At 75.3% G+C, this 15,922-nt stretch carries 16 protein-coding genes; 10 read left to right on the forward strand and 6 right to left on the reverse strand.

Annotation, left to right across the window (positions count from 1 at the left end):
* Nucleotides 1-6: 6 nt before the first annotated feature.
* The gene (locus O2W18_RS15770; protein ID WP_269188416.1) at nucleotides 7-894 is read right to left on the reverse strand and encodes an alpha/beta fold hydrolase; all 888 of its coding nucleotides are present in this window, start codon (nucleotides 892-894) and stop codon (nucleotides 7-9) included.
* Nucleotides 895-955: 61 nt separating this feature from the next.
* Between O2W18_RS15770 and O2W18_RS15775 the strand changes: the two genes are divergently transcribed.
* From O2W18_RS15775 to nudC, 5 genes are all read left to right on the forward strand, one after another.
* Nucleotides 956-2,377, forward strand: coding sequence for a M20/M25/M40 family metallo-hydrolase (locus tag O2W18_RS15775; RefSeq protein WP_269188417.1), 1,422 nt, complete (start codon nucleotides 956-958; stop codon nucleotides 2,375-2,377).
* A gap of 22 nt (nucleotides 2,378-2,399) precedes the next feature.
* Nucleotides 2,400-3,335: a DUF2510 domain-containing protein gene (locus O2W18_RS15780; RefSeq protein ID WP_269188418.1), complete on the forward strand. Its 936-nt coding sequence runs from the start codon at nucleotides 2,400-2,402 to the stop codon at nucleotides 3,333-3,335.
* A 180-nt stretch (nucleotides 3,336-3,515) separates the two neighbouring features.
* A complete protein-coding gene (locus O2W18_RS15785) occupies nucleotides 3,516-4,829 on the forward strand; it encodes a M16 family metallopeptidase (RefSeq protein ID WP_269188419.1) in 1,314 nt (437 codons plus the stop codon).
* A complete protein-coding gene (locus tag O2W18_RS15790; RefSeq protein ID WP_269188420.1) occupies nucleotides 4,826-6,211 on the forward strand; it encodes a M16 family metallopeptidase in 1,386 nt (461 codons plus the stop codon). Before O2W18_RS15785 ends, O2W18_RS15790 begins: the two co-directional genes overlap by 4 nt.
* The gene (gene nudC / locus O2W18_RS15795) at nucleotides 6,208-7,173 is read left to right on the forward strand and encodes an NAD(+) diphosphatase (RefSeq protein ID WP_269188421.1); all 966 of its coding nucleotides are present in this window, start codon (nucleotides 6,208-6,210) and stop codon (nucleotides 7,171-7,173) included. The genes O2W18_RS15790 and nudC overlap by 4 nt, the downstream gene beginning before the upstream one ends.
* Here nudC and O2W18_RS15800 read toward each other — a convergent pair.
* From O2W18_RS15800 to O2W18_RS15810, 3 genes are all read right to left on the reverse strand, one after another.
* Entirely contained in the window at nucleotides 7,166-7,741 is a 576-nt protein-coding gene (locus O2W18_RS15800; protein ID WP_269188422.1) for a uridine kinase, read from the reverse strand. The two genes, nudC and O2W18_RS15800, sit on opposite strands and share 8 nt — an antisense overlap.
* Nucleotides 7,742-7,836: 95 nt before the next feature.
* Nucleotides 7,837-8,436, reverse strand: a complete 600-nt coding sequence (locus tag O2W18_RS15805) for an ANTAR domain-containing response regulator (protein ID WP_269188423.1) — start codon at nucleotides 8,434-8,436, stop codon at nucleotides 7,837-7,839.
* Between the two features lie 104 nt (nucleotides 8,437-8,540).
* Nucleotides 8,541-8,804: a mycoredoxin gene (locus O2W18_RS15810; RefSeq protein WP_269158725.1), complete on the reverse strand. Its 264-nt coding sequence runs from the start codon at nucleotides 8,802-8,804 to the stop codon at nucleotides 8,541-8,543.
* Between the two features lie 146 nt (nucleotides 8,805-8,950).
* On the opposite strand from O2W18_RS15810, the gene O2W18_RS15815 reads away from it, so the two are divergent.
* From O2W18_RS15815 to O2W18_RS15830, 4 genes are all read left to right on the forward strand, one after another.
* Nucleotides 8,951-11,011 carry an ATP-dependent helicase gene (locus O2W18_RS15815; RefSeq protein ID WP_269188657.1) on the forward strand — a complete coding sequence of 687 codons (2,061 nt, stop codon included), beginning with the start codon at nucleotides 8,951-8,953 and terminating at the stop codon, nucleotides 11,009-11,011.
* Nucleotides 11,012-11,161: 150 nt separating this feature from the next.
* A complete protein-coding gene (locus O2W18_RS15820) occupies nucleotides 11,162-11,554 on the forward strand; it encodes a hypothetical protein (RefSeq protein WP_269188424.1) in 393 nt (130 codons plus the stop codon).
* A gap of 160 nt (nucleotides 11,555-11,714) precedes the next feature.
* On the forward strand, nucleotides 11,715-12,053 hold the full coding sequence (locus tag O2W18_RS15825) for a WhiB family transcriptional regulator (protein ID WP_269170743.1): 339 nt from the start codon (nucleotides 11,715-11,717) through the stop codon (nucleotides 12,051-12,053).
* Between the two features lie 122 nt (nucleotides 12,054-12,175).
* A complete protein-coding gene (locus O2W18_RS15830; RefSeq protein ID WP_269188425.1) occupies nucleotides 12,176-12,340 on the forward strand; it encodes a hypothetical protein in 165 nt (54 codons plus the stop codon).
* A gap of 162 nt (nucleotides 12,341-12,502) precedes the next feature.
* On the opposite strand, the gene O2W18_RS15835 is transcribed toward O2W18_RS15830, so the two are convergent.
* Together O2W18_RS15835 and O2W18_RS15840 are read right to left on the reverse strand one after the other, a co-directional pair.
* A complete protein-coding gene (locus tag O2W18_RS15835; protein WP_269188426.1) occupies nucleotides 12,503-13,825 on the reverse strand; it encodes an ABC1 kinase family protein in 1,323 nt (440 codons plus the stop codon).
* 16 nt (nucleotides 13,826-13,841) lie between these two features.
* Nucleotides 13,842-14,909, reverse strand: coding sequence for a ThiF family adenylyltransferase (locus tag O2W18_RS15840; RefSeq protein WP_269188427.1), 1,068 nt, complete (start codon nucleotides 14,907-14,909; stop codon nucleotides 13,842-13,844).
* 351 nt (nucleotides 14,910-15,260) lie between these two features.
* Between O2W18_RS15840 and O2W18_RS15845 the strand changes: the two genes are divergently transcribed.
* Nucleotides 15,261-15,884, forward strand: a complete 624-nt coding sequence (locus O2W18_RS15845) for a M48 metallopeptidase family protein (protein WP_269188428.1) — start codon at nucleotides 15,261-15,263, stop codon at nucleotides 15,882-15,884.
* Nucleotides 15,885-15,922 lie beyond the last annotated feature (38 nt).

Raw genomic sequence — 15,922 nt, forward strand, 5'->3', positions numbered from 1 at the left:
TCGCGTCTACCCGAGCCCGCTCCGCGTCAACCCGGGGTCCGGCACCGGGTCGGCCACAGCCCGCGCGATCCGGTCCAGCACCGCGCGGGCGAGGTCCTCGGGCGCCTGCTCGGGGACCCAGTGGGTGACCCCGGGCAGCTCGACGAACCGGTAGTCGCCGGTGACCTGGTCCGCGCACGCCTCGGCGGCGATCCGGCCCACCGCCACGTCGCCGTCGCTCCACACGTACGTCGTCGGCACCTCCACCGGGTCGACCCGGGTGGCCGAGCTCATCGCCCGGTACCAGTTCAGCGCCGCGGTGAGCGCGCCCGGCGCCGAGAGCTGCTCCACGTAGACGTCGACCGCCTCGGCGGGCACGCCGGGCGCATCCAGCATCCGCCGCAGCCGCCGCGCGCCGTCGGCCAGCAGCACCTCCTCGGCCTTGCCGGCCTGCCAGAAGAGCTTGATGTAGGCGGAGCGCTCCTTCTGCTCCGGGTCGGCGCGGAAGGCCAGCGTGTAGGCCGTCGGGTGCGGCACCGAGACCGCGGTCAGGGTGCGGACCCGGTCGGGGTGCCAGCCGGCCAGGCCCCAGGCGACGTTGGCGCCCCAGTCGTGCCCGACGACGTCGGCCACCGGCACGTCCAGCGCGGTCATCAGGTCCGCGGTCACCTGCACCAGGTTGGTCAGCGCGTAGGCGTCGACCTCGCCGGGCCGGGCGCCGGGGGAGTAGCCCAGCTGGTCGGGGGCGTAGGTGCGCAACCCGGCCTCGGCCAGCAGCGGGGTGACCGCCGACCAGCTCAGCGACGTCTCCGGGAAGCCGTGCAACAGCAACACCGGCGGGCCGTCCTCCGGCCCGTCCGTCCGCACGTCGAAGGTCAGGTCGCCCACGTCCACCTGCAGCATCCCCACGGCCATGCAGGCAACCTAGCCCGGCACCTGGCCGTTCGCGTCGGTGCGGCGGGATACGGTCCACGGCGTGAGCAGCTCCGCCGAACGCGACTTCGTCACCGCCCACCTCGACGACCTGCACGCCGACCTGGACGCCTGGCTGCGGATCCCGTCGATCTCGGCCGACCCGGCGCACGCCGGCGACGTCGCGGCCAGCGCCGAGTGGCTGGCCGAGGCGCTGCGCCGCACCGGCTTCCCGACCGTGGAGGTCTGGCCGACCGCCGGGGCGCCGGCCGTCTTCGCCGAGTGGCCCTCCGCCGACGCCGGGGCACCGGTCGCCCTGGTCTACGGGCACCACGACGTCCAGCCGGTCGACCCGCTCGAGCTGTGGGAGCACCCGCCGTTCGAGCCCACCCGGGTCGAGGGCCCCGACGGGCCGGAGCTGCACGCCCGCGGCGCCATCGACGACAAGGGCAACGTCGCCTTCCACCTGCTCGGCATGCGCGCCCACCTGGCCGCCACCGGCCGGGACACCCCCGCCGTGACGGTGAAGCTGGTGATCGAGGGCGAGGAGGAGTCGGGCTCGCCGTACTTCGCCGACCTGCTGCGCGCCCACGCCGACCGGCTGGCCTGCGACGTCATCGTGGTCAGCGACACCGGCATGGCCGCCCCCGACGTCCCCAGCGCCGTCACCGCCATGCGCGGGCTCGCCGACGCCGAGATCACCCTCCGCGGCCCCGCCGTCGACCTGCACTCCGGCTCCTTCGGTGGCGCGGTGCCCAACCCGCTGCACGCCATGGCCGAGCTGCTGGCCGCGCTGCACGACGAGTCCGGGCGGGTCACCCTGCCCGGCTTCTACGACAAGGTGCGGCCGCTCACCGACCGGGAGCGTGAGCTGATGGGCCGCGTGCCGTTCGACGAGCAGGCGTGGCTGGCCGGCCCGGCCGCCTCCCGGGTGGCCACCGGCGAGGCGGGCTTCAGCACCCTGGAGCGGATCGGCGCCCGCCCGACCGCAGAGGTCAACGGCATGTGGGGTGGTTACACCGGCCCCGGCCACAAGACGATCGTCCCCGCCGAGGCGCACGCCAAGGTGACCTTCCGGCTCGTCGCCGACCAGGTGCCCGCCGACCTGGGCGAGCAGGTGCGCGCCTGGGTGCAGGCGAACACCCCCGCCGGCATCGAGGCCGACGTGCACGTCCCGCCCGGCGGCGTCGCCCCGTGCCGCAGCGACCTCGACCACCCGGCGATGGACGCCCTGCTGCGGTCGATCGGGCAGGCCTTCGACACCGACGCCGACCAGGTGCTGTTCACCCGCGAGGGCGGCAGCGGCCCGGAGGCGGACCTGGCCGGCATCCTCGGGGCGCCGCTGCTGTTCCTCGGTGCCGGGCTGCCCACCGACCGGATCCACTCGCCGAACGAGCGGGTGCTGCTGCCGATGCTGTACCGCGGTGCGGAGGCCGCTGCCCACCTGTGGCGCGAGCTGGCCGCCGTCCCGTTCCCGGCACGCTGAGCACGGACGGGGAGCCCCGAGGATGAGCGGGCCGGGCCCGGGGGTGGCGGGGCGGTTGACCGGTCAGGGCGGCGCACCCGCACCCGGTTGGTACCCCGACCCGGACGGTGCCCCCGGGCTGGTCCGCTGGTGGAACGGCCTCACCTGGTCCGACGTGACCACCCCGGCCGGCCCGGGCGTCTCCGTCGGCCGGGGGTTCGAGGCCCCGCCGGCCGAGCTCCCGCGCCAGGCCCCGGTGTCCTGGGACTCCTGGGGCAGCCCCCAGCCGTCCCGGCCGCGTCGCAGCCCGCGGCTGATCGGCCTCGGCGGGTTCCTGCTGGTGCTCGTGCTGGTGCTGGCCGGGTTGCTGGTCAACGCCGCCGGGGGCACCGATCCCGAGCCGGACGACGAGTCGCCCGCGGCCGCGGCCGCCCCTGCGCCCGGCCAGGAGTTCCCGCCGGGCACGGTGCGCATCATCGACGAGGCCGCCGGCATCTCCTACCCCTTCCTCGGCGACGGCTGGTTCGAGTGGGACCGCGGGGTGCAGCTGGAGACCACCGAGGTCGCCGGGCAGTACTTCGTCACCCAGGAGGAGCTGCCCGGCGAGAACGGCGTCTTCATCGCCCAGTGCACCTCCGGTCCGCTGGTCCCCGCCTACGGTTGGGCCGGCCCGGAGAGCCTCCAGTCGACGGCGACCGCGCTGGCCGACTCGGTGCGGACCCGGTACTACCCGGAGCCCAACGAGCGTGTGGTCCGTCGGGACGAGGCGGTGACCGTCGACGGGGCGGCAGCCTGGGTCGTGGAGTTCGACCTCACCTGGGACGTGCCGGGCTACGACTCCAGCGGCGAACGGGCGGCGCTGCTGCTCATCGACGTCGGCCGGCCTGCGCCGGCACTGCTCTACCTCTCGATCCCCAACACCCACGCCGAGCTGTACGGCGCCATCGACCGCGTCCTCGCCGACGTCCAGGTGCTGTGACCGAATCGCTCACGTTCCCGTACGCCCGAGCCGGGGCCGTCCGACGATGGTCCTGTCCGCTCGGGTCGTGGTGATCAAGCGGACAGCGCGGTGCCGGTGAGGCGACGGAGGTCGTCCGGTCGGGTGGTGGAGACCGGTCCCGGCAGCGGCGTGTCGGGGTGCGCGGTTAGGGTCGTCGGCGTGACAGCAGCTGGGCCAGACCTGACCCTGCGGCACCCGGTGGAGCGGTTCACGCTCGACAACGGGCTGCGGGTCGTGCTCGCGCCGGACCGGAGTGTCCCCGTCGTCGCCGTGAGCGTCTTCTACGACGTCGGCATGCGCTCCGAGCCACCGGGCCGAACCGGTTTCGCGCACCTCTTCGAGCACATGATGTTCCAGGGCTCGGCGAACGTGCCGAAGATGGAGCACGCCCGCCTCGTCCAGGCCGCCGGCGGCACCTTCAACGGGTCGACCCACCAGGACTACACGAACTACTTCCAGGCCCTGCCCGCCGAGGCGCTGGAGCGGGCGGTCTTCCTGGAGGCCGACCGGATGGCCGCCCCGGCGATCACCGAGGAGAACCTCCGCAACCAGATCGACGTGGTGAAGGAGGAGATCCGGGTCAACGTGCTGAACCGGCCCTACGGCGCCTTCCCGTGGCTGCAGCTGCCGGGGATCGCGTTCGAGAGCTTCGCCAACACGCACGACGGCTACGGCTCCTTCGTCGACCTCGAGTCCTCCACCGTCGAGGACGCGACCGACTTCTTCTCCCGGTACTACGCCCCGGCCAACGCGGTGCTGTGCATCGGTGGCGACCTGGACGTCACCGAGACCGAGGCCCTCGTCCGCCGCTGGTTCGACCAGGTGCCCGCCCGGCCGGCCCCGCCGGCGCCGGTCGTCGGTGAGCCCTCGCCGACCACGGTCCGCCGCGGTGTGGTCGAGGACCGGCTGGCGCCGGCACCGGCCGTGGCGATCGGCTGGCGGGTGCCCGACCCGGTCGGCGACCTGGACACCTACCTGGGCACCGTGCTGCTGGCCGAGCTGCTCAGCGAGGGCGACGCCTCCCGGCTGGAGCGCCGGCTGCTGCACACCGACCGGCTGGCGGTGGCGCAGAGCAGCTACCTGGGCCTGTTCGGCGACCCGTTCGACGTCCGCGACGCCACGCTGCTGGTCAGCCAGGTGCACCACCCGGCCGACGTCCCGGTCGAGCGGGTCCTCACTGCGGTGCACGAGGAGATCGACAAGGTCGCCACCGACGGTGTCCCCGCCGAGGAGCTGGCCCGGGTGACCGCACGCACCGAGGCGCAGCTGCTCCAGCAGGCCGACTCGGTGCTCGGCCGCACCCTCGGCTTCGCCTCCGCCGAGCTCATCCACGGCCGGGCCGAGCTGGCCGGCGAGCTCGCCGCCCGGCTGGCCTCGGTCAGCCCCGACCAGGTGCAGGCAGCGGCCCGCGGGCTGTCGCCGGACACCGCCGCCGTCCTGGAACTGCGCGCGACCGGAGGGGCAGCCCGATGAGCGCACCCGTGCTGGACCTCTCGCTGATCCCGCCGCTGGGCGAGCCGCGGCCCGCCGTGGCGCCCGAGGTGCACCAGACCACGCTGCCCAACGGGCTGCGGCTGGTCGTCGTCCCGCGGCCGGGTGTGCCGCTGGTCGAGCTGCGCTTGCGGGTGCCCTTCGCCGCCTCTGCGCCGCGGGCGGCGGCCACCCACGCAGCCCGGACCGCCCTGCTGGCCAGCGCCGTGCTGCTGGGCACCGCCCGGCACGACCAGCTGGAGATCGCCCAGCTGCTGCAGGCGCACGGCGCCGAGCTGTCGGTCTCGGCGGACGCCGACCGGCTGCTGTTCTCCACCACGATGCTCCCCGACGGGCTCGGCGCCGTCCTGGGCGTGCTGGCCGAGCTGCTCGGCGCGCCGACCTACCCGGCGGGCCTGGTCGACGCCGAGCGGGCCAGGGTGGGGGAGCGCATCCTCATCGCCCGGTCCCAGCCCGGCGTCATCGCCCGCTCGGCCCTGGCCGCCCGGCGGTTCGGTGCCCACCCGTACGCCCAGCAGCTGCCCTCGGCGGAGCTCGTCGCCGCGGTCACCCCGGCGGCCCTGCGCAAGCTGCACCGGGAGCGGGTCCTGCCCGCCGGCAGCACGCTCGTGCTGGTCGGTGACGTCGACCCGGCGGCCGCGGTCGACGTCGTCGGCACCGCGCTGGCCGGCTGGGTCGCCGAGGGCAAGGCGGTCGCCGCGGCGCCGGTGCCCACGCTCGTCCCCGGCCCGCTGGAGCTGGTGCACCGGCCCGGTGCCGTGCAGTCCAACGTGCGCCTGGGCGGGCCCGCGCCGGGCCGCACCGATCCGCAGCTGCCCGCGCTCCGGCTGGCCAGCATGGTGTTCGGTGGCTACTTCTCCTCCCGGCTGGTGGAGAACATCCGCGAGCGCCGGGGCTACACCTACAGCCCGCGCAGCTCGGTCGAGCACCTGATGGCCGGTTCGTCGTTCACCGTCGAGGCCGACGTCGCCACCGGCGTCACCGGCCCCGCCCTGCTCGAGACCGTGTACGAGCTGGGCCGGATGGCGTTGACGCCGGTCACCGAGGCCGAGCTCGACTCCGCCCGCCGGTACCTGCTGGGCACGCTGGCCCTCGGGACGGCGACGCACGCGGGGCTGGCCAGCACGCTGTCGGCCCTGTTCGGTGCCGGGCTGCCCGCCGAGTGGCTCGCCGAGCACCAGCAGGCGCTGGCCGCGGTGACCATCGAGGAGGTCGTCGAGGTGTCCCGGCGGTGGCTGTCGCCGGCGGGGCTGACCGCGGTCGTCGTCGGGGACGCCGAGGAGGTCGCGGACCAGCTGCGCGTGCTCGGCCCGATCGAGGTCACTGCCCCGGCCGTCGAGCCGGTGCCCGAGTCGCTCGCGTGAGCGTCCCGCCCGGCGGCAGCACCGCGGCGGACAACCCCCCGCCGCCGGCCCGGGGCGAGTGGCCGGAGGACCGGCATGCCGGCGCTGTCACCGACGTCCCGCTGCTGTCCCGCACCGCGCACGACCGCGGCCACCTGGCCCGCTCACTGACCGATCCGGCGCAGGGTCGGCCGGTCCGCCTGCTGCGTGTGGACGAACGACGCACGGTGCCGGTGCACGAGGGTCCCGACGGTCCCGAGCTGGTCTTCGAGGAGCAGTCGGCCTGGCCTGAGGGCGCCATCTACCTGGGAGAGGCCGAGGGCATCGCCTACGGCGCGCTCCGCGTGGCGCGTTCGCTGAGCGTGGCCGGCCGACCGGTCGACTCCTGGGCCGGCCTGCGCGAGGTCGGGGGCTCCCTCGGCGACCTGGACGCGGGGCTGCTGGTCCAGGCGGTCGGCATCATCGAGTGGCACGAGCGCAACCGGTTCTCCCCGATCACCGGCTCGGCGACCACCATCGAGCGGGCCGGCTGGGTGCAGCGCGACCCGGACAGCGGCCGGGAGATCTTCCCGCGGACCGACCCGGCCGTGATCATGCTCGTCCACGACGGGGGCGACCGCTGCGTGCTGGGCCGTCAGGCGGTCTGGCCGGCGGGCCGGTTCTCGATCCTGGCCGGCTTCGTCGAGCCCGGTGAGTCCGCCGAGGCCGCGGTGGTCCGCGAGGTCGCCGAGGAGGTCGGCATCGCCGTCACCGACGTCCGCTACGTCTCCAGCCAGCCGTGGCCGTTCCCGCAGTCGCTGATGCTCGGCTTCGTCGCCCGCGCGACGAGTGAGGAGCTGCGCATCGACCACGACGAGATCGAGGAGGCCCGGTGGTTCAGCCGGGAGGAGCTGCGCTCGGGCACCGGCCCGCAGGCGCTGCCGCCGACGGTCTCGATCGCCCGGCACATCATCGACCGCTGGGTGGCCGGCGAGTTCAGCTGACCGACCACCGCCCCTGCAGGACCAGGGCCGGCCGGTCGGCGTGGTCGGCGAGGACCACCGCGTCGGCCAGCGCCACCGGGTCCACCTCCTCGTCGTAGCGGTCGAAGGCCGGCAGCTCCCAGACCCGGTCGGCGGGTGCCCGCCGCCGCCGGGCAGCCGGGCTGATCCGCAGGTGGACGACGACGTCGAACGCCAGCCCCAGCCCCTGCAACAGCGAACCGGGCACGAGCAGCACGCCGCCGGCAGGGGCCGGGCGGTACTTCGCCCGCGCGGCCCGGTCCCGCTCGAGGTCCCACAACGCGGGCAGGTGCTCCCCGGTGCCCCGAGGCCCGCACCGGTCCAGCACCTCACGGGCCAGCGCACCCGCGTCCAGCCAGTCGCTGTACCGGGCGTCCGGGTCGGTGCGGCCGTGCTCCAGTCGCAGCGAGGCAGGTCGGTAGAAGCCCTCCGCCGGGACGACGACCGCCGGCCGGCTCAGCGTGGGCAGCCGGGTGGCCACGGCGTCGGCGAGCACCCGTGGACCGGTCGTCCCGGGCGCACCGGGCAGCTCCGGTCCGTCGACGGCCACCCGGAGCGAGGCCGCCCCTGGTTCGGGCAGCAGCTGCGACAGCAGCTCGGCGAGCCGGTCGGCCAGCGCATCGGGGGAGAGCGGGAGTGGAGCGGTCAGCTGGGGGCCCCGGAGACGGCGTCGCGGGTCGGGAGTGCGTCGAGCACCTCCGCGGCGAGCTCGGCGGCGGGCCGGCCCTGGGACCTGGCCCGGCGGCGCAGCTCCTCGAACGCCGCGCGGGGGGTGGTGCCGTGCCGCTCGGCCAGGACGCCGATGGCCCGCTCGATCGAGACGCGGGCGGCCAGCGCGTGCTCGAGCTGGGAGACGGTCCGGCGCAGTGCGGCGATCTCCTCGGCGCGCGGGTCGTCGCCCGCGGCAGCACAGGTCTCGCCCGTGGCCGACGGGCCCGCCGTGCGGGCCGCCCGTCGCGCCTGCCGGTCCGGTTCCGGCGTGGCGCCCAGCTCGCCGGCGACCAGGTCGGCCAGCGTCATCGCCTCGATCAGCGCCAGCCCGTCGACCCGCTCGCCCCAGCCCGCGGCGGAGTCGCCGACCGGGCCCTCCAGCACGTCACCGAAGGAGGGCGGGGGGCTGAGCACCGACCAGCCGCGCCTGGTGCGGACCACGAGGGCCGCCGGGCCACCGGACGGTCCCACCAGGACGTCGGGCGGCAGCGCGATCGGCACCGGCCAGCTGCCGGGCAGGGGTGCTCCGGTCATCGGCGTCATCACGGTCTCCCTCGGTGCCGGGGCCCGGTCGGCGGGAGGCGAGCCGCAGCTCCCGGGGGGACGATCATCGCTCCCCGGGGGCCACGGACCTGGGATCACGCGCCGGGGAGCTGCGCGAGCTGGGCCTTCACCTGGTCGATGCTGGGGTTGGTGAGCGCCGATCCGTCGGCGAACACCAGCGTGGGGACGGTGCGGTTGCCCCCGTTGGCCTGCATGACGAGGTCGGCGGCGCTCTCGTCGACCTCGATGTTGACCTCGGCGTAGTCGATCCCGTCGCGGTCCATCAGCTTCTTCAGGCGCATGCAGTAGCCACACCAGTTCGTGGTGTACATCGTGACCGCGGCCGTCGGAGTGCTCATCGGGTGGATCCTCCCTCGTGTGTCCCCCGGGAGGCCACCCGGGGAGGGTGGCCCGGTACCCGGGGCCTGCCGCTGGCGGAACGCACCGGGCCTGGGGATCCTTCCCCCTGGTCGTCGGACGCGGCTGGGAGGATCGGGTCGTGGCGATGCAGCGGGTCGACGACGAGCGGGTGCGCCAGGGCGTCACCGAGGGGCCGACCGGGCCGGAGGCCGTGCTGGCGGGCCTGGACGAGCAGCAGCGGGCCGCGGCCGAGGCCGTGCGCGGGCCGGTGTGCATCCTCGCCGGCGCCGGGACCGGCAAGACCCGGACCATCACCCACCGGATCGCCTACGGCGTGCACCTGGGTGAGTACGTCCCCGAGCAGGTGCTCGCGGTGACCTTCACGGCCCGCGCGGCCGGCGAGCTGCGGGGTCGACTGTCGGCGTTGGGCGTCGGCGGGGTCCAGGCGCGCACCTTCCACGCCGCGGCGATGCGCCAGCTGCGGTACTTCGCGCCGCGCGTGCTGGGCGGGCCGATGCCCGAGCTGATCGAGAACAAGCTGCGCGTCGTCGCCGGGGCGGCGACCCGGGCCCGGCTGACCACCGACCGGACGAGCCTGCGCGACCTGGCCGGTGAGATCGAGTGGGCCAAGACGACGCTGGCCACCCCGGAGGACTACCCGGCGCGCGCTGCGGCCGCCGCCCGTGACCTGCCCTTCGACGCTGCCGCCGTCGCCGAGGTCTACCGGCAGTACGAGTCGGCCAAGCAGCGCGACGGCGCCCTGGACTTCGAGGACCTGCTGCTCGTCACCGCCTATGCGATCGAGGAGCACCGCGACGTCGCCCGCGAGGTGCGCGCCCAGTACCGGCACTTCGTCGTCGACGAGTACCAGGACGTGAACCCGCTGCAGCAGCGGCTGCTGGACGCCTGGCTGGGTGGCCGGGCGGAGGTCTGCGTCGTCGGCGACCCGAACCAGACGATCTACTCCTTCACCGGCGCCGACCCCGAGTACCTGCTGGGCTTCGCCGACCGCTACGGCGACGCCGAGGTGGTCAAGCTCGAGCGCGACTACCGCTCCACCCCGCAGGTGGTCGGGCTGGCGAACAAGCTGATCGGCCAGGCTGCGCCGCGCAAGGGCCTGCCCGGGCTGCGGTTGCTGGGGCAGCGGGCCGAGGGGCCGGCTCCCCGGTTCGTCGAGCACGCCGACGAACCGGCCGAGGCCGCCGCGGTGGCCCGAGCCTGCCGTGAGCTCGTCGACGGTGGTCTCCCGGCCAGCGAGATCGCGGTGCTCTTCCGGATCAACGCCCAGTCGCAGGTGTACGAGTCCGCACTGGCCGACCTCGGCGTCCCCTACGTGCTCAAGGGCGGGGAGCGGTTCTTCGAGCGGCCGGAGATCCGTGAGGCGGTGCTGCTGCTGCGCGGGGCCGCGGCCGGTGGCAACGACCCCGGCGCGCTGGTGCCCGCCGTCCGCGACGTCCTCGCCTCCACCGGCTGGGTGGAGCACCGGCCACCTCCCGGTGGCACGGCACGGGACCGCTGGCAGTCCCTGGCCGCGCTGGTCGACCTCGCCGTCGACCTGGTGGCCGAGCAGCCCACGCTGGACCTGGCCGGCTTCGTGGCACACCTCGCCGAGCGGGCCAACGCCCAGCACGCCCCCACGGTGCAGGGGGTCACGCTGGCCTCGATGCACGCGGCCAAGGGCCTGGAGTGGGACGCCGTGTTCGTCGTCGGGCTGGTCGACGGCGTCCTCCCGATCGCCCAGTCGCAGTCGCGTCCCGAGGCGGTGGACGAGGAGCGACGGCTGCTGTACGTGGCGGTCACCCGGGCCCGTGAGCAGCTCACGCTCTCCTGGTCACTGGCCCGCAACCCCGGTGGCCGCCGCTCCCGGCCGCGCAGCCGGTTCCTCGACGGCCTGACCCCGGATGCGGGGGCCGCGCCCCGCCGTCCGGCCACGCGACCGAAGGTCGTCCTCGAGGGCGAGGCGGGGGAGCTGTTCGACAGGTTGCGGGCCTGGCGCAGCACCACCGCCGAGGCGGCGTCGGTGCCGGCCTACGTCGTCTTCACCGACGCCACCCTCCAGGCGATCGCCGAGACGCGTCCCACCACGGTGCGCGAGCTGTCGGCGCTGCCCGGTGTGGGGGCGCGCAAGCTGGACCTCTACGGCGCTGAGGTCCTCGCGACGATCGACGGCCGACTGGCCCCGGACCAGGGCGAACACGCGCCCTGAGGAATCTCGGTTAATTCGATTGACCCGTCTCCGGCAGCTCCCCTAGCCTTCGTGCCACCACCTGGGAGTGATCCAGGACGCACCATCCCGCAGCAGACCGCAGGGAGACCGGCCGCCAGGCCGGGCTCCGACCCCGGAAGGAGGGGCCCCGTGAACAGCACCGACATCACCACCGCCGGCGTGCGCACCGTGACCTCGCCGGCCGTCGGCCTGCGCTGCTCCACCCCGGACGAGTGGGTCGTCTCGATGGCGACCGCCACCGCTCCGCACCACGGCACCGGTCTGCCCTTCGCAGGGTCGGCCACCGCCGTCCGCCTCCGCGGCCTGACCGCCGCCGCCGGCACGACCGGCCTGTCCACCACCGGCGCACGTCTCGGCACCGATGCCCTGCCGTCCGTCCAGACCACGTCCGTCCAGACCACGTCCGTCCAGACCACGTCCGTCCAGACCATCGCCCTGAAGGGGTACGCCGTCATCGGCGCCCCTGCTCGGCACACCAGCAGCACCCCGGGTGACCTGCCCCCGGAAGACCCACTGGGCTAGCACAGCCCAGCAGGTCCTCCTCGAGGCCGCGGAACCCGGACACCGGGTACCGCGGCCTTCGTCTTGCTCCAGCCTCTCGACGAGCTTCCGCGGACCCCGACCACCGGTCGGCGGGGCCCCGTCGACCGGCCGCACAGACGAAGGAAGAGGAGGAGCGGCCGTGCCGACCACGATCGACCCCGCGACGTCCCATCGCCGACCCGGGCTCGACCGCACGCACGTGTCCACCCAGCGGCCGGTCCGGGAGGGCACCCGTCGGGGGCTGCCCTGCCGGGTGCAGGACCCCGACCTGTGGTTCGCCGAGAGCCCGGCGCAGCTCGAGCAGGCCAAGAGCCTGTGCGGCGAGTGCCCGATCCGGACCACCTGCCTGGCCGGGGCGCTCGACCGCGCCGAACCCTGGGGCGTCTGGGGCGGGGAGATCTTCGACCACGGGGTGGTCATCGCCCGCAAGCGTCCCCGTGGCCGCCCGCCCAAGGTCCGGGCCGAGGCCGCGGCATGAGGCCACAGCACCCGAGCACCCGGATCTCCCCGGTCCGGCGCCCCCACCGGGGCCGACCGGCCACCCGATGCACCTCCACCCGGCCACCGCCCAGCGGTGCCGTCTCACCCTGAGGGACCACGATGTACTCGTTCGACCACGACCTGACCAGATCGCACATGAACCGGCGGATGGCCGAGGCGGAGGCGTCCGCCCGGGCCCGTCGGCTGATCACCGCCCGGCGCTGGGCGCGCAAGGCGGAGCGGGCCTCTCAGCGGGCCGCCCGTGCCAGCTCCGCCGTCTGGTGACGACGGCGGGGCGAGCGAGAGCACCGGGGACCGCCCCCTGTGCGGCGGCAGCCGCTGTCCGTTCCGGCCGCGGGGCCACTGGCTCCCGGTCGGGACGGACCTCGTGGCTCCTCCGGAGCCGGGACGTCACCTGGCCGCGGTGTCGTCCGTGCTCACGACAGGTCACCCGGCGAAGCCGGGCAGCCACTCCTCGCAGACGCCGCGGTAGGGCGCCTCGGCGTCGAGCTGGCACAGCACGGCGATCGACCCCATCGTCACCCGGTGGATCAGCAGGTAGGCCGGCGGCAGGTTGAGCTGGCGGCCCAGCCGGCTGGCGTCACTGCGCGGGTCACCGATCCGGTTGGCCTGCTCCTGTATCCACGCCCGGTTGAACTGGAACGAGGGGGCCGACACCGGGGCCAGGAAGGGCAGCAGGAAGTCCAGCACCCCCTGGGCGTCGACCTGGATGTTCTCGCGGACGAAGCCCTCGGCGCGCAGGTCGGCCAGCACGTCCTCGGCGCGGCCCTCCAAGGCCCAGCGGACGAGCCGGCCGATCGGCTCGGGGTGGCCGCCGGGCAGCCGGGCCGTGGCACCGAAGTCGATGACCCCCAGACGGCCGTCGGGCACCAGCCGGTAGTTGCCCGGGTGCGGGTCGGCGTGCAGCAGTCCGGCGCGCTGCGGCCCGGAGAAGTGCAGCACCGCCATCAGCAGTCCCGCCCGGTCGCGCTCCTCCCGGGTGCCGTTGGTGATGACCTGGGACAGCGGGACCCCCTCGAGCCACTCGGAGACGATCACCTTGGGCGCACTGGCCACCACCCGGGGGACGACGATCTGCTCGTCGTCGGCGTACGCGGCGGCGAACGTCCGCTGGGCGTCGGCCTCCAGCCCGTAGTCAAGTTCCTCCTCCGCACGGGCCTTGAGCTCGGCGATGAGCGGCTTGACCTCCATGCCGGGGAAGAGCACCGCGAACATCCGGGCGAACCGGGCGAGCTGGTTGAGGTCGGCCATCAGGGCGGTGCCCGCACCGGGGTACTGGATCTTCACCGCGACGTCCCGGCCGTCCCGCCACGTGGCCCGGTGCACCTGGCCGATGCTGGCGGCCGCCGCCGGGGTGTCGTCGAAGTCGCGGAACCGCTCCCGCCAGCTGCCCCCCAGTTGCTGGGCCAGCACCGCGTGCACGGTGCGGATCGGCATCGGTGGCGCCGCCTCCTGCAGCTTGACCAGCGCCTCGCGGTAGGGCCCGGCCATCTCCTCGGGCACGGCGGCCTCGAAGATCGACAGCTGCTGCCCCAGCTTCATGGCCCCGCCCTTGAGCTGGCCGAGGACGGCGAAGAGCTGTTCGGCCGTCTGCTGCTGGAGTTCTGCGCTGACCTCCTCGGCGTCACGCCCGGAGAGCCGCTTGCCGATGCCCAGGGTGGCTCGCCCGGCGGCGCCGAGCGGCAGGGCGGCGAGCCTCGCCGTTCGGGACACCGCCCCCCGCGGGATGTCCCGTCCGGTGTCACTCACCACACCAGTGTCCCCTCTACGGCGGCGACGTGCCCCGGCCGCCCCCGTGACAGGCGCATCCCGGGTGCGGCGGCCAGCGGCGGAGGCGGGGGAGGAGGCCGGGCGGGCGCAGCTCCAGGGCCGCCCCCACGGTCACCGGGTCGTCGCCGCCGTCCAGGTGGGCCAGCACCTGCACGGCGGCGGTCAGGGCGGTGAGCAGGCAGGTGACGGTCGCGCCGCTGGCGGCCGGCTCGACGGCGGCGAGCTGGGCGGCCAGCCGGGGCCACGCCGGGTCGTCGTCCCGCCGCCAGGCGTCGGCGCAGCGCAGGCACCCCCCGGCGCCGCCGGGCAGGACCAGCGGGCCGACGACGCCGGTCTCCTCGCGCACCGTGGCCACCAGGTGCGGGGTGCCCGCCTGGTGCAGGGCCGCCGAGAGGGGATCGGCGGCCGCCCAGGGCCGGCACAGGACCACCAGGTCCGGTGCGCGGTCCGGGGGGAGCGGGCGCAGGTCGGTCAGCGGACTGGCCCGCCGGACGGCGTCGGCCGCGGCCAGCGCTCGCGGGCGCCCCTCGTCGGCCGCCGTCACCCCACCGACGACGGCGTCCCCGGCGCGCGTGGGGCCCCGGTCCCGGACGTGCACCGACCCCACCCCGCTGGCGGCCAGCACCGCGGCGAGCGGGACGCCCACCCGGGTGGCGCCGTCGACGACGACCGCGCTCTGCCGGCGGGCGCTCCACCTCCCGCCCGTGCCCGCCCGAGGAACTGCTGCGGGCAGCTCGAGCCCCACTCGGGCGATCGCGGCCGGCCCCGGATCGGCGGCCAGCAGGTCGGCGGCGGCCAGGTCGTGCAGCAGGCCGGTGCCGCGCAGCCCGGCCAGCAGGTCGTCCACCACGTCGCCGGGCACGCCGTCTGCCATCCACTCGGCGCGCACCGCACGGTCGCTGCGGCGGCCGTCCAGCCCGCGCAGCCGGGCGGCGACCTCGTCCCCGGCCGGATGGACGCGCAGCCCGTCACGCCCGTCGACGCCGCCGACCTGCAGCAGGTCCGGGTCGAGCCGGAGCAGCGGCGTCGCGGCGGGCAGCAACGGGTGCGGGCTCTCGGTCATCGCAGGGAGGGTGCCAGCGCGGTGGCCCCGCTCGCAGTCGTCGTCCACAGGCCGGGGGAGTGCGGCCGCCGGCCTCCTCCCACAACCTGTGGACGGTGCTGTGGACGCGATGTTGACCACCAGGCGTGTCGCTGTGCACGACCCGGGGGAGCGGGCGGGGACGATGCCCGTCGATGTCGTCCACCGGTGCGCTCACCTGCGGGAACGCGCGACCGGGCCTGTGGAGGGAGCAGGCCCCGTCCATCGTTCGGGGGACAGCCGCCCGCCCCGTGTCCACTGTCCGTGTGCACCTGTCCACGACCGGGTGTCCTCACCCGGAACGTCCGCCGTCCGGCCCGATACGGTGCGTGGGTGGAGAAGCGACCTGACCGCCGCGCGCCGGCTGCGTCGACGGTGGTCCCCGCCGTCCGCACGGCGCCTCGCCCGGTGCCGGAGGTGGAGGTCCGCCGCAGCGCCCGACGCCGCCGGACGGTCACGGCCTACCGGGAGAACGGGCGCACCGTGGTGCTCATCCCGGCGGCCTTCAGCGCCGCCGAGGAACGGCGCTGGGTCGATCAGATGGTCGCCAAGCTGCAGACCCGCGAGGAGCGGCGTCGCCGCACCCTCGGCTCCGACGACGACCTCATGACCCGGGCGATGGAACTGTCCCGGGCACACCTGGACGGGCGGGCCGTGCCGGCCAGCGTCCGCTGGGTGGACAACCAGAACCGGCGATGGGGATCGTGCACCCCCGCCGACCGCACGATCCGGCTGTCGAGCCGACTGCGGGGCATGCCGGAGTTCGTCGTCGACTACGTGCTCGTTCACGAGCTGGCCCACCTGCTGGAGGCCAGCCACGACCAGCGTTTCTGGGCGCTCGTGCACGCCTACCCGCGCGCCGAGCGCGCGCTGGGCTTCCTCGAGGGCGTCGAACACGGCTCCGCTGGTGACCGGGAAGCCGGCGACGACGACATGGAGCCCGGCGCCGTCGACTGAAGAAGGACCCCGCTGCCCCCCCCCCCACCACTCGCACG

This window comes from Modestobacter sp. VKM Ac-2983 (genome assembly GCF_026967885.1).
In the GTDB taxonomy this organism is placed as follows: Bacteria; Actinomycetota; Actinomycetes; order Mycobacteriales; family Geodermatophilaceae; genus Modestobacter.